Source organism: Pseudomonadota bacterium (assembly GCA_018823135.1).
In the GTDB taxonomy this organism is placed as follows: domain Bacteria; phylum Desulfobacterota; class Desulfobulbia; order Desulfobulbales; family CALZHT01; genus JAHJJF01.
In genome coordinates, this window is record JAHJJF010000124.1 from 1 (window position 1) to 13,106 (window position 13,106).

At 46.1% G+C, this 13,106-nt stretch carries 14 protein-coding genes; 13 read left to right on the plus strand and 1 reads right to left on the minus strand.

The window, feature by feature from the left end; all coding sequences use genetic code 11:
- From KKE17_12825 to KKE17_12880, 12 genes are all read left to right on the plus strand, one after another.
- Nucleotides 1-821 (plus strand): radical SAM protein (locus KKE17_12825; GenBank protein MBU1710879.1); only part of this gene is annotated, 821 nt, incomplete at its 5' end.
- Between the two features lie 386 nt (nucleotides 822-1,207).
- Complete coding sequence (locus KKE17_12830; protein MBU1710880.1) at nucleotides 1,208-1,618, plus strand: hypothetical protein; 411 nt, start codon at nucleotides 1,208-1,210, stop codon at nucleotides 1,616-1,618.
- A 122-nt stretch (nucleotides 1,619-1,740) separates the two neighbouring features.
- Nucleotides 1,741-2,823: a ribosome small subunit-dependent GTPase A gene (gene rsgA / locus KKE17_12835; GenBank protein MBU1710881.1), complete on the plus strand. Its 1,083-nt coding sequence runs from the start codon at nucleotides 1,741-1,743 to the stop codon at nucleotides 2,821-2,823.
- A gap of 106 nt (nucleotides 2,824-2,929) precedes the next feature.
- Nucleotides 2,930-3,364, plus strand: a complete 435-nt coding sequence (locus KKE17_12840; protein ID MBU1710882.1) for a hypothetical protein — start codon at nucleotides 2,930-2,932, stop codon at nucleotides 3,362-3,364.
- 58 nt (nucleotides 3,365-3,422) lie between these two features.
- Nucleotides 3,423-4,727: a DUF2157 domain-containing protein gene (locus KKE17_12845; protein MBU1710883.1), complete on the plus strand. Its 1,305-nt coding sequence runs from the start codon at nucleotides 3,423-3,425 to the stop codon at nucleotides 4,725-4,727.
- Nucleotides 4,724-5,740 carry a GDYXXLXY domain-containing protein gene (locus KKE17_12850; GenBank protein MBU1710884.1) on the plus strand — a complete coding sequence of 339 codons (1,017 nt, stop codon included), beginning with the start codon at nucleotides 4,724-4,726 and terminating at the stop codon, nucleotides 5,738-5,740. The genes KKE17_12845 and KKE17_12850 overlap by 4 nt, the downstream gene beginning before the upstream one ends.
- 97 nt (nucleotides 5,741-5,837) lie before the next feature.
- Nucleotides 5,838-6,194, plus strand: coding sequence for a TfoX/Sxy family protein (locus tag KKE17_12855; protein MBU1710885.1), 357 nt, complete (start codon nucleotides 5,838-5,840; stop codon nucleotides 6,192-6,194).
- A 111-nt stretch (nucleotides 6,195-6,305) separates the two neighbouring features.
- The gene (locus KKE17_12860; protein ID MBU1710886.1) at nucleotides 6,306-7,001 is read left to right on the plus strand and encodes an amino acid racemase; all 696 of its coding nucleotides are present in this window, start codon (nucleotides 6,306-6,308) and stop codon (nucleotides 6,999-7,001) included.
- 96 nt (nucleotides 7,002-7,097) lie between these two features.
- On the plus strand, nucleotides 7,098-7,667 hold the full coding sequence (locus KKE17_12865; GenBank protein ID MBU1710887.1) for a hypothetical protein: 570 nt from the start codon (nucleotides 7,098-7,100) through the stop codon (nucleotides 7,665-7,667).
- Nucleotides 7,668-7,722: 55 nt separating this feature from the next.
- Nucleotides 7,723-8,334 carry a GyrI-like domain-containing protein gene (locus tag KKE17_12870; GenBank protein ID MBU1710888.1) on the plus strand — a complete coding sequence of 204 codons (612 nt, stop codon included), beginning with the start codon at nucleotides 7,723-7,725 and terminating at the stop codon, nucleotides 8,332-8,334.
- Between the two features lie 133 nt (nucleotides 8,335-8,467).
- Complete coding sequence (locus tag KKE17_12875) at nucleotides 8,468-10,555, plus strand: glycosyltransferase family 39 protein (GenBank protein MBU1710889.1); 2,088 nt, start codon at nucleotides 8,468-8,470, stop codon at nucleotides 10,553-10,555.
- Between the two features lie 58 nt (nucleotides 10,556-10,613).
- Nucleotides 10,614-11,369, plus strand: coding sequence for an SDR family oxidoreductase (locus tag KKE17_12880; protein ID MBU1710890.1), 756 nt, complete (start codon nucleotides 10,614-10,616; stop codon nucleotides 11,367-11,369).
- A gap of 141 nt (nucleotides 11,370-11,510) precedes the next feature.
- Here KKE17_12880 and KKE17_12885 read toward each other — a convergent pair whose 3' ends face one another.
- Nucleotides 11,511-12,326: a hypothetical protein gene (locus KKE17_12885; protein ID MBU1710891.1), complete on the minus strand. Its 816-nt coding sequence runs from the start codon at nucleotides 12,324-12,326 to the stop codon at nucleotides 11,511-11,513.
- A gap of 591 nt (nucleotides 12,327-12,917) precedes the next feature.
- Between KKE17_12885 and KKE17_12890 the strand changes: the two genes are divergently transcribed.
- On the plus strand, nucleotides 12,918-13,106 hold a 189-nt coding region (locus tag KKE17_12890), incomplete at its 3' end, for a hypothetical protein (GenBank protein ID MBU1710892.1).

The following is a 13,106-nucleotide window of genomic DNA, read 5'->3' on the forward strand; positions in this document are numbered from 1 at the left end:
GATTCTGCACCAGAAAAAGGAAAGTTGGTGATGACCGTAAAAACCCAGCTTTGGAAGACATAAAAAGGGGGATTGAATACATTGCAACTCACGAGGATATCAGAGACGTCCTGATCTCGGGCGGGGATCCATTGTTGATGTCCAACAACAGGCTTGATGATGTTCTGGGAAAACTGAAAGAAATTAAACATCTTGAATTGATACGGATCGGGACAAGAGTTCCATGCGTCTGGCCGCAAAAGATTATTGAAGACAAAGAACTCATCGAGGTCCTCAGAAAACATACACCCCAGTCACTTAAAGATCCGCAGCTCTTCATAAACACGCATTTCAACCATCCAAATGAAATAACTAACGAAAGCTACCAGGCTGTTAAGGTTTTAAGGCAACTGGGCATTCCTATAGGAAATCAAACTGTTTTGATGAAGGGCGTTAACGACGACACCGATGTAATGAGAACACTTATGCACGGTCTCGGGAAAATGGGAATAAAACCATATTATCTCTATTATGCCGACCTTGTTGAGGGAACAGGTCATTTTAGAACAGATGTATACAGAGGAAAAGAGATCTGCAGAGACCTGTGCGGAACCACTACCGGTTTTCTGCGCCCGACCTATGTGGTTGATGCACAGGGAGGAAGAGGTAAAGTACCTGTGGATCTCGGATTTTCAGAGGGAATTAGTGATGAAAAAAAGGGTGGAACGTTTACTTCACCGATTGGGCTCGGAAAAGTCTACGTAAATGATCCCCTTGAAATAATTGTAGGGAAAAAAAGGAGAATCCGGACACAATCAAACACAAACCTTCAAAAAGGCTGAACATGATACAAAGATTACCGTATTGAAGTGGGCGCCTTTTTTAAATTGAGAATGTGTAAATAACGGATTCAACTTTGGCAACACGATTGCAGCACATGGTCGGACCACGGCAAACTGTTGATGCGATAGCAGAATGCTGAATTGTGCGTATTGTAAGTAGCTGATATTACAAGACAGCATTGTCTATTTTGGGGCCAAAATGGGCAATATAAAAAACAAACGGCATAAATAGCCGAACCAGCGAATTCAGTGGAACAGAAAAGGCGCGTTTTTCCAAGTAACAATCTGCCGTGCATACAGCGCTATCAAGTTAAATCGAACTGCTTTTTTGCTCCACTGATTCAAATCGTTAACCGGCCCTAACTTTACCAAAGGATGCTAATACAATGTCTAATAATTATATCATTCGTTGGAATTGGCTGAGATTCATGTATGTTTTCACCTTCATCGTTGCTGGTGGAGGAGGACTGGCAATGCTGGTTTTGCCAGAATTATTCAAATCTATTTTTCATTGGCCTGTTAATGAGCCTGTAATTTTTGGAACTTACGGCTGTATGCTAGTGACATACGGTACTATGGCGATTTTGGGGGTGAAATATCCTCTGAAATTTCTACCAATTCTTTTATTTCATCTTTGTTATAAATCAGTATGGTTCATCGCTGTAATAATCCCTCTTTTGGTTACTGGAAAGTTTCCTTCTTACGCTATTTCCCTGTGCATAATATTTTTACTAACAATTACTGGAGATTTAATTGCTATACCGTTTCCTTACGTTTTTTCAAAAATATTGGAATAGAATAGCGATATTACTGGAAATGCATATCAAATCACTCCAGCTGACAGGAAGAAGCGCGGCGCTGACGCGGCAAGTTTGGGTGGGCAGCTGGTGATGCAGGTCTTTAGGTGTTTTAATTCCAGATGAATAATATATCGAATAATTTAGAAAAAATTGGCTTTGGCAAATGGCTGTTGGAAACAGTTACCCCTGAAATCCTGGAACAATTTGACATAGCAAGAGTGGTAGCTGTTCACAGAGATAGCTATTCCATAAACAATGGGGAAGTTGATGTTTTAGCGGAGTTGGTAGGGAAATTAATATTTAGTGCGGAATCTCCAGTTGATTATCCAGCTGTAGGTGACTGGGTTCTTGCCAATTATTATGATGAAAATACATTCGCAATAATTCACGCGGTCTTATCACGCAAGTCTTTGTTAAAAAGAAAAACACCCGGGAAAAAAGTTGATTTCCAGTTGATTGCCGCCAATATCGATGTTGCATTCATTGTTCAATCTCTTAATGAAAATTTTAACCTCCGGCGTTTAGAGCGTTATCTTGTCATGGTTAACGAGGGTAAAATCCAACCAATTGTCCTTCTGAGTAAGAGTGATCTGCTTGCTAGCGAAGATATTACAACCAGAATCGATGAGATCCAAAAAAATATGCCACGCTTACATGTAATACCCTTCAGCAGCGCAAATGCATCTGGTTTGGATAGCGTAAAAGAAATTATGCAGCCAGGTCTGACATATTGTTTGCTGGGATCATCAGGAGTTGGCAAAACAACGTTAGTAAATAACCTCATTGGTGAGTCAAAATATACAACCAAAACAGTCAGCAGGAAAGAGAGTAAAGGGAGGCATGCCACAACCCATAGACAAATGATTAAACTGGATTCTGGAGCAATGATAGTTGACACGCCGGGCATGCGGGAACTCGGGAATTTTTCGGTGGCAACAGGGCTTGATGAAACGTTTTCTGAAATAATTACTTTATCAGAAAAATGCCGTTTCAACGATTGTACGCATGCAGGAGAAAAAGGATGTGCTGTCCTGGATGCTGTTGTAAAAGGTCAATTATCTGATGAACGCTATCAAAATTATGTAAAAATGACCAAAGAGTCCAGTTACAATGAAATGTCATATTTGGAGAAAAGGAAAAAGGACAAGCAGTTTGGGAAGCTCATCAAGACCGTAATGAAGGATAAGAAAAGTCGGAGATAGCACATAACAAATCAATACACTTTTCCAGAAGAAGCCCTGTTGACGCCAACCACGGCAAGTCTGTTGGGCGGCTGGTGATGCAAGTCGCATGAATAAGGGAAAAAACATGAATCAAGGTATTTCCAGCAGCACACAATATGCAACCCCACAAGCAATAATCAATTCGCTTCCCTTTCCAACCCTTCTCATGCAGGCTGAGCCAAGACAGATTGTCACCGCCAATAAAAGCGCCTGTGAATTGTTCAACAAAGATCTCTCTGAAATTGAGGGCTACAGAGGCGGACAGGTTTTTGACTGCATCCATTCCTTTACTGAAGCAGGATGTGGAAAAGACGAAAATTGCCAGGACTGCACAATCAAAAAAGCAGTGGTGGACACCTTTGCTTCCGGACAGTCACACAGAAATATCCAGACTATTCTGGCCATAAAAAAACATGACGAAATCAATCCGTTTGATTTGCAGGTTTCAACGGAGAAAATCGGCGAGTATGTCCTGCTGACTATCGATAAATACAAAAAGAAATCCTCATCCAGGGTTTGACCGCTGACGATTATTTCAACGTTGTGCAGACAAATAATATGCTGATACAAAGGGAGTCATGATCAAACATATCAGGTGGCTGGCAAACGAAGTTGAACAGTGGTGTGCGGCAGGGATCATCACCAGAGAGCAGGCTGCGGCAATCAAGGGCCGTTATCCTGATGACCAGCCGGCCCAGTGGGGACGGATCATATTTTTCAGCCTTGGGGCTATTCTCTTCGGGCTGGGAGTTATTCTGCTGTTTGCCTATAACTGGCACGCTCTCCACAAATTCGTCAAACTCGGAGTGGTCTTTCTGGCGATTCTTGCCGCCCACGGCAGCGGTTTTGCGCTCTGCCGACCACAGAGCAATAATCAGGCGCTGGGCGAAGGTCTGCATGTCCTGGGAACTGTCCTGTTTGGCGCCGGCATCTGGCTGATCGCCCAGATCTATCACATCAACGAGTATTATCCCAACGGCATTCTTTTCTGGTCCCTTGGCGCCCTTGCTCTGGCCTGGGCCCTGCCCTCCACCCCGCAGGGAGTCGCGGCGGCGTTTCTTGTCGCTTTGTGGGGCGGCTGCGAGGTCTGGGGATTTCATCAGATCAATCACCCTGCGCCATTGATAATCATCGTCGGCCTGCTGCCCCTTGCCTGGCTCCAGAAATCTCGAGTCCTGCTGGGCGCGGCAATTTCATCCATACTGGTCACTGTGGCATTCAACAGTGGCAGAATGGATGAAGATCTTCTGGTCACGGTCTTCATCTTCCTTGCCAATGCCCTGATCGCGGCTGCTCTATTGGCAGGCCGGAGCAGATCATTTCCCGAAAGCCGCAGAATACTCTCTTTCTTCGGCAATCTGGTCTATATCATCGTCCTTTATGCCCTTACCTTCAAAGGTGTAAGCCGACATCTTGCTTTTGATCTTGATAGCCTTGCTGCCATTCTCTACCTGACGATCAGCGGTTTTCTGGCAGTATCCTGTTGGCTTATGACGGCCCTCAAGGCAGTGCGGCAATCGGCAGATATCCGGCAGATTCTGCAACCCGAACATATCGGCCAGATCATCAGCATGGTTCTGGTGCTCGCACTGGGCTTTGCCGATCACGGGGGCGGCTGGGGCTGGGGTGGAGCGTCCATCTTCAACCTGCTGTTTCTCTTCCATTGCGTGATGCTGATTATCCACGGCTGCAGGGAGGTTAACCTCAAACAAACAACTTTAGGCTGTCTGCTGTTTTCGATTCTGGCAATTTCCAGATATGTGGATCTCTTCGGCAGCCTGATCGCCAGATCAATGGTTTTCTTCGTTGTTGGCGGCGCAATATTTGCCACCGGCTTCTTTTATTCCAAATCAAAAAAACAGGGCCTGGAGGATAAGCGATGAGAAGAACATTCGTGATCCTGGCTATTGCCCTGCAGGTTGTAATCCTGGCTGTAATGGCTTTGGAAAGGGAATATATCGTCCGCTACGGCACCGAGGTATATCTGCGCACCGCGCCCATTGATCCCAGAGATATTTTCCGTGGCGACTATGTCAGACTGAGCTATGAGATATCCAACATTTCCCTGCGCCAGGCCCAAGGAAGCTTAGCTGACAAAAAGATGGAAAAACCAAAGGGCAGCAAAGTGTATGCGGTGATCATTCCGGGCGAAGACGGTATTGCCGGGCTGCAACACATAACCAACACCAGACCTGATGACGGTTTATTTGTCAAAGGCCGGCTCAGCTACCCCTGGCGCCCGAAAACCACCAACAACAATGCCCTGAGTATTAAATACGGGATCGAAGCCTATTTTGTCGAACAGGGTAAAGGCCTTGAGATGGAGAATAAACGCGGCAGCCGCACCGGGATCCAGATTCCCCTTGAAATGAAGGTTGCAATTGGCACCAACGGCACCCCGGTGATTAAAGGGCATCGCTGGAGCAAACTGGGCATGGGGCTCAAAGTTTTGCGTCAGGGAAGACAGCAGAACCAGAAGGACGAACCCATAAGCGGCAGACTTGAAATAACCCTGCAGAATGTTTCCAAAGAGGACCTGGCCATTGTCGATCTGCCGGATGTCTGCTCCTTTGCCCTGGAACCGGTGAATCAGGTTGATGAATTATTGCCCCTGGCCAATGATTTCTGCCGAGATCTGCCGGTTTACACCGACCAGGTAATTGTCCTGTCACCAGATGAATCAAAAACATGGGAGATCGACTTTGCCGAACCCAGATGGCAGGTTATCCACAAGGATCAGACAGTGGAGATCGGCAGCCTGCCGTGGAATAACCGTTTCCGGCTGGTCTACCGCCCGCCGTCCCACGAAGAATCAACCCATCTGGCAGATAAAGAACTCATCTGGCATGGCTATCTGCCTTCCAGAGCTTTCCATGGCAGAGGAAATGTGGATTGAATGATGTCGTAAAAAACGGTAAGAAAAAATTGTTTAGAATTAATTAGTGTCCATGCAGTCTGACTGCCCCGCGTCCCTGCTCCCGAGGTAAAACATCATGCCCGCATCAAACCAGGAAAAAGAATTTGTCTCCTACCTGGTCGAACTCATGCAGTCCATTGGACCGGTCCGCGCCAAGGGCATGTTCGGCGGCCACGGAATTTTCCTCAAAGGGCTGATGTTCGGGTTGGTTGCTGATAGCGTTCTTTACCTGAAGGCAGATACAGAGACTGAAAACGAATTCAAAACCCGCGGCCTTGAACCCTTTACCTATCACCAGAAAGGCAAAGAATTGAAAATGGCATACTATCAGGCACCCGAGGAGGCATTAGAAGACAGTGAAGAAATGAACTCCTGGGCAACCAGAGCGTATAATACGGCATTAAGGGCTGCATCGAAAAAAGGTAAGAAATGACAAGGCACAGAACCACGGGTTAGAGGTGGGCGCATTTCAGCTGCAGTCGTTTCTGACAGGTTTTTTTTGCACACCACTCCCCACGGTCGTTATCACTCATAAAGGTCACACATGAAAACTATCGGTATCCTTGGCGGACTCGGGCCAGAATCAACAGCTGATTATTACAAAGAGATTATTACTGCTTTCAACACCAGATATGCCGATCTTGCCTATCCTGAAATTATTATTTACAGCGCCAATATGAACGACCTTACAGAGATTATAAAAACATCTGCCTGGGATCGGCTGACCGAGTGGCTATTAGATAAAATAAAAAGAATTCACAGCGCTGGCGCCGATTTCGCGGTGATCGCTTCCAACACCCCCCATATCGTTTTTGATGAATTACAAGCATTATCCCCAGTTCCCATGCTGAGTATTGTTGAGCAGACCAGCAAAAAAGCGCAGAAAATGGGTTTGAAAAATATTGGGCTGCTGGGGACAAAACTCACCATGGATTCAGACTTTTATATGAAGCCTTTTATCCGGAACGGCATGTCGGTCGTTGTTCCCACGGAGAGCGAACAAAAGCTTATTCACCACAGGATATTTTCAGAAATCGAACTGGGCATATTCAAAGATTCGACACGAAACGAGTTGCTGAACATTGCAAAACGGTTGGTGGATCAGGAAAAGATCGACTCATTGATTCTGGGCTGCACCGAACTTCCGCTGATTTTAACCACCGACGAATTCGGCATCCCCTTTTTAAATACCACGGCTATTCACTGTGAAAGCATAATTGAATACTGCATAAACGGCTGAAATCCCATGAACGTACTCCATGCTAAGTCGCGGAAGAAGGGACGCCGCCAAACGCCAGTCAAATAATCAAATTCAATCCAGACAACAGGAAACACCATGAAAAAAATAGTCAATTTCCTAAAACAGTGGTCTTCAGGCAAAATAGTATTGGGGCTTTTCATCGCGACGATGGTTGTCTATCTGACAATGTTGCTCTACACAATTCCTGCTGTTGAGCGCTTTGCCCAAGGAAAAGCACTGTTTGACCTGTCCCCTTTTGGATACTCCCATGAATATGCGCTCTCACTGCTTGAAACCCTGGGGAAGGATGGGAGGAGTCTTTATCTCCATCTTCAACTGCCCCTCGACTTCATCTATCCCGGTTTATTTGCAATTTCACATTCGTTACTCCTTACCTGGATTTTCAATAAGGGCTATGCGGCTGATTCTAAGATATTTTATTTCGCGGCAATCCCGTTCTTGGGCGGTTTTTTTGACTATCTGGAAAATATTTGTATCATTGTAATGATCAAATCATATCCAAATGTGCCCCATGAACTGGTTAACGTATCCAGCACGTTCACTCTATTAAAAAGTGTTTTCACGACGACTTTCTTTATTCTGCTCTTTATGGGGCTTTTCAAAATCATCATGAAACGACCAACCATTGTTAACCCGCAACGATGATTACTGGAATACAGGGGCCAGCTATTTATTCCTGCCAGAAAATAAGGATAAAAAGATGAAGAAAATAGATTACAAAAAAGAACTCAAACACCTCTACAAGCCTTCTGCCAAAACCGTTGAAATTGTCGAAGTGCCGCAGATGAATTTCCTGATGATTGACGGACAGGGCGATCCAAATACCTCGCAAGCATTCAAGGATGCAATCGAAGCGCTGTTTCCACTTGCCTACACCTTGAAGTTCATGGTCAAAAAGGGCGACATGGCTATCGATTACGGCGTGTTGCCCCTCGAGGCGCTCTGGTGGGCTGATGACATGTCGGCATTCACTGAGGGAAACAAGGATACCTGGAAGTGGACAGTTATGATTATGCAACCCCAATTCATTGCCGCGGAAATGGTTGAAACAGCCATGGCGGAAGTCCGAAAAAAGAAACATCCAGTTGCCCTGCCCTTGTTAAGATATCAATCATTCAAGGAAGGAAAGGCCGCACAAATAATGCATATCGGGCCGTTTTCAGAGGAAGGGCCAACAATTGAGAAACTACATGCATTCATTGAAGATAATGGCGGCCAACGAGTTGGCAAACATCACGAAATATATCTGAGCGACATCCGGCGGGCAGCACCGGAAAAATGGAAAACCATTGTCAGACAACCAATGTCATGAAAAACAGAACCGAGATAAATGATTTCAACAGAAGTGCCCCGAACCCTGCAACAAGATGGTTTCTGAGCATAATTGATATAAATGAACCTTTTGAGTTAATTGGTGAAAATCCTCATTCGTTGTATAGTGAATCATGCAAGATAACCGGCAACAAGGGCAATCAAAAATTGGAGGTCCGCTGATAAAAAATTTTTCCAGCCAAATCCTGAAACTCACCGGCGGCAATGTCTCCGATCCAAGCGCTGCAAAACTTGCTTTCACCGCTCTCCTGGTATCCATTCTGGACTTTATCCTCTTTACTCTCCTGACCCATCGCGGCGATTCCTTGTGTGCGGCCCATTCCATAAGCTTTATCGTCGCGGCAATCTCACTTTTCCTGCTTACCACATGCTGGTCATTTCCGGACAACGACAAAACCCTTTCCACTAGGAGCTTTTTCTCCTTTATGATTGTTGCCCTGCTTGCCTACTTTCTGCGCGGCGGCATTCTCGGAACATTAACTGAAACCCTGAATCTGCCGGCACAGCTTGCCATCCTGGCCGCCATTGGCGCAGCAACAATTGTCAACTATACAGGCTGCGCATTATGGGTATTCCCGCAGAAAGCAGCTGTCGCCGCTGAACATACATGGAGGCTGCTGACTATTGGCATTGTGTCGTACACGATTCTTCTGCGCCTGGCATATATCGGCATCGGAGAACTTCTGCCGGAAGAGGCATATTATTGGAATTATGCCCAGCACATGGATATCGGCTACCTGGATCATCCACCCATGGTTGCTTGGATCATTTGGCTCAATACCTCTATTTTCGGGGATATTGAATTTGGTGTCCGGTTTGGTGCATTTTTATGCTGGATGATTACCGGTGGCTTTTTGTTCGGGCTGACTCGCAATTTATTTGATAAGGCCGCTGCCTTTCGGGCTCTTTTATTATTTGCCGCCCTGCCCTTCTTTTTCGGTGCAGGCTTTTTCATGTTTCCGGACAGTCCTCTGGTGGCCTGCTGGGCAGGGGCGCTGTTTTTCCTTGAGCGAGCACTTATTGCCAATAAACGTCTTGCCTGGTATGGGGTGGGGGTATGCCTCGGCCTCGGGATGTTGTCCAAATATACAATCGCTTTACTCGGACCGGCAATCCTCATCTTCCTGCTGCTTGAGGGTAATTCAAGAAAATGGTTTTTCAAACCAGAGCCATATCTTGCGGCAATAATTGCCATGGTGCTATTTTCACCGGTTATCTTCTGGAATGCTACCCATGACTGGGCATCTTTCAATTTTCAAGGGCCGCACCGATGGCACGACGCTTCCGTTTTTTCACTGCATTTTCTTCTCGGCCACATCCTCGCCCTGCTCACCCCTACCGGTCTATTGGCAGCCATCTTCCTGCTTTTTCCAACCAGGAAGCGACCAATTAAAAATATTCTCATTCTGGTGATGAAAAGCCGCAAAGCTCTTTTTGGGCTGATTTTCTCAATTCCACCTCTTGCGGTGTTTGTTTTTTTCAGTTTAAGCAGAGAAGTAAAAGCCAGTTGGACCGGACCGCTGTGGCTTGTCTTGTTGCCATTTATCGCCTTGCAGATGAAGCGTCAATTTGGCTCTCGCTTCCAATTACCCTTAAATAAAGCCTGGCCGGCAACAATCCTTACCTGCCTTCTGCTTTATGGTGCGGTCCTGCATTACCTCACCTTGGGTTTTCCCGGAGTTCCTTACCCTGATTATTTCCACCTTGTTGGCTGGCAGGATTTCAGCCGGCAGATTGATTTTGTTGAGGATGCACTGGCAGAGACAAAAACCGAGAAAGCAATTGTGGTTGGCGTGGACAAGTATAACCTGGCAAGTTTGTTGGCTTTTTATCGCACTAAAGGCGGCACTTCCATTGAAAAAGAAAATCAGCAAAAAATTCAACTTACTTCAGGTTCCCATCTTTTCGGAATGAACAGTCTCATGTATGAGTACTGGACAAATAAAACCGAAATGGAAGATAAATTGATGATCCTGGTAAGCATGGAAGAAAATTCTTTAAAAAATCCCGCTATTATATCGCATTTTCAATTTGTAAACCCGATACAAGACATACAAATCCAAAAGAACGGGCATGTCTTTGGCAGATATTTTTACCGGATTGCCGAAAAATATACTTCTGCTGATCCACCCATTACAGAATTCGCCGCTTCACGGCATAAAGGTTCTCGCCAGAAAAAGCGCCTGGCAGTCTCTCCGTAATTAATTTATATCAGGACAGAAATGAACAGATTACAAATAAATCCAGAGGAGAACAGCCATGAAGCTTTCTATTGATGGCAAGGTAGTGGTGGTTACAGGGGCAAGCAGGGGAATAGGAGCAGCCATTGCTGAAGCTCTCGGGCATCATGGCGCAACGGTGATTATCAACTACCTGAACAACCGGGAGAAAGCAGCAGCGGTGCTGGCCCGGGTCAAGAAAAACGGAGGGAACGGCATAATCTTTCAGGCTGATGTCCGGGATGCTGATGCGGTGAATGCCATGGTTGAGACTGCGATCAACACCTTCGGGAGAATTGATGTCCTGGTAAACAATGCCAATATTGACTTCCCGATCAAACCGTTCATCGCCCTGACCTGGGAAGAAATCAATGGGAAAATCACCGGCGAAATGCAGGCCCTGTACAACTGCTCACAAGCAGTGCTGAGGGATATGACTCAACGCAAATCCGGCAAATTGATATTTATCAGCAGCAGTCTTTCACGACATCCGGCTTATGGCTTTGCTGCCCACGCTGCGGCCAAATCGGCGGTGGACAGTATGGCAAGAGTAATGGCAACAGAACTTGGTCCTGAGGGAATTACGGTGAATGTAATCGGGCCAGGTCTTGTTAAAACCGACGCTACTGCCGGACAGCCGCCTGAAATGCACGAACAGATCGCCGCCTTCACCCCACTCAGACGGGTCGGCATGCCTGATGATGTTGCCGGGGTTACCGTATTTCTCGCATCTTCGTTATCAGACTACCTGACTGGTCAATATATTCCGGTAACCGGCGGCAGTTTCATGATTTAAGGAGGCCGAAAACCTTCCGGGCGATGAAGGAAAAATCCGGACTTGCCTTTCATCGAGCAAGACAAAAAGCCCCGGCGCGTTTCAGGCACCGGGGCTCATCAGTTCACATCCAGACAGCCACTCAATCAATCAATAGTATTATCATCGGCACGCAGAGTCTTTTGCGCAATCCCTGTCCGAGCAATCGATCTTGCCATCCCGGTCATTGTCATAGCCATCCCTGCAGTTGCCTTTTTCAGGCAGACAGTACGGAAAACTTGCGCATTCGGAATCAACGCAGTCAAAATATCCGTCACCGTCGTTATCGATGCCGTCATCGCAGATCTCTACCGGCGGCAGACAACCAGGGGTGCTGCCGCACTCCTCATCGGCGCAGTCTACAAACCCGTCTCCATCGTTATCAATGAGGTCATCGCAAATCTCTGCCGGAGGTGGCGGTGGGACGTAACAGACAGAAGGCGGATCAATAAACATTATTTTATGGCATCTGAAACAATTGTTTCCGTCGCTTGCAAACCTGTTGCTCTCCAGAGGATTGGTTTCACTGGGCATGGCATGATGAGCTTTTTTGAAATAATAATCAGGATCACTCAAGGCCCCGGGGACATGACAAATAGTACAATCCCTGAATGGCAGAAACTCATAGACGTAAAGTTTCTGGTTATAAACCTGCTGGTGGCAGGTGTAACATGAATATGTCCCTATTGAACTTAAAGGGTTTGGAGTTACAACTGCGCCCATGTTTAAGGCATTAGTTCCATCTGTATAGGTTTTCAAATGATGAATGTTCACCGATTCCAGGGGATCACAATGGCAGATTCGACAGAATTCCTCCATGGTCGCAAAGTCGGAGGGACGCTCCGGAAAAGGTTCAGCCTCCGCACCGCTGAAATTTAAAACAGCAAGAGTCAAAGCAGTTGCAAACACCATAATGATACATCTATTCTGATTCCTCATAAATTTTCTCCCTGTTCATTGACTGAGTATTTTGGCGTTCGGCCACAAACCAACAACAGTTGTGTTTCAACGATATAACAAACACTTATTGATTTACCGAGACCCCATCAAATGGTTTCAAAAACTTCCCCGCTGTACATAAATCATTTCGATAAAATATTCAATAAAAAGTCAGGCAAAATACTGCACCGGGTCAATTTTTTATTCATCGCTGAGAGACAATAGCGATTAATCCTGGCGACAATCGGAGAATCGCTGCTCAAGGGTTGAAACATCATTGCATAACAGGAAAAGCCATGGCCAAGGCCTATGTTGAAATTGGCCCTCAAGGCGGCAACAAGCTGATGGCCAATTTTGACCAGACTGCCGCAAACACTGGCAGAGGCATTTGATCCTCTGATCAAACAACCAGGGTTACAGGGAGCATTTGCGTTAGAGTTGGTAAAAAACGCAGCGGAAAAACTTCAACGATTTAATATTGCAATCGGCATTATCAGTATTTCCTTCTGCATTTAGGTACATGGTTAATTGTCCAATCCATAACCAAACCAATCAGGTTTGCAGTCAATGGCCTTACTTCCGGAGCAGAGCATGTTTCCGACGCTGCAGGCCAGGTTTCCGCTTCTAGCCAGAGTTTGGCAGACGGCGCATCGGAACATGCCTGCCTCAGCCCTTGAAGAGCTGAATGCCCAGGCCGATACCATGATGGACATGATCATGGGATTAAACAATATCATAGATGGTGGCCAAAGAAACAATTCGCCGACAGACATGCCATTA

Bases quoted from the DNA above. Each gene is read 5' to 3' on its own strand.
- KKE17_12830 (MBU1710880.1), top strand. From the start codon at position 1,208: ATGTCTAATAATTATATCATTCGTTGGAATTGGCTGAGATTCATGTAT.
- rsgA (MBU1710881.1), top strand. From the start codon at position 1,741: ATGAATAATATATCGAATAATTTAGAAAAAATTGGCTTTGGCAAATGG.
- KKE17_12840 (MBU1710882.1), top strand. From the start codon at position 2,930: ATGAATCAAGGTATTTCCAGCAGCACACAATATGCAACCCCACAAGCA.
- KKE17_12845 (MBU1710883.1), top strand. From the start codon at position 3,423: ATGATCAAACATATCAGGTGGCTGGCAAACGAAGTTGAACAGTGGTGT.
- KKE17_12850 (MBU1710884.1), top strand. From the start codon at position 4,724: ATGAGAAGAACATTCGTGATCCTGGCTATTGCCCTGCAGGTTGTAATC.
- KKE17_12855 (MBU1710885.1), top strand. From the start codon at position 5,838: ATGCCCGCATCAAACCAGGAAAAAGAATTTGTCTCCTACCTGGTCGAA.
- KKE17_12860 (MBU1710886.1), top strand. From the start codon at position 6,306: ATGAAAACTATCGGTATCCTTGGCGGACTCGGGCCAGAATCAACAGCT.
- KKE17_12865 (MBU1710887.1), top strand. From the start codon at position 7,098: ATGAAAAAAATAGTCAATTTCCTAAAACAGTGGTCTTCAGGCAAAATA.
- KKE17_12870 (MBU1710888.1), top strand. From the start codon at position 7,723: ATGAAGAAAATAGATTACAAAAAAGAACTCAAACACCTCTACAAGCCT.
- KKE17_12875 (MBU1710889.1), top strand. From the start codon at position 8,468: ATGCAAGATAACCGGCAACAAGGGCAATCAAAAATTGGAGGTCCGCTG.
- KKE17_12880 (MBU1710890.1), top strand. From the start codon at position 10,614: ATGAAGCTTTCTATTGATGGCAAGGTAGTGGTGGTTACAGGGGCAAGC.
- KKE17_12885 (MBU1710891.1), bottom strand. From the start codon at position 12,326: ATGAGGAATCAGAATAGATGTATCATTATGGTGTTTGCAACTGCTTTG.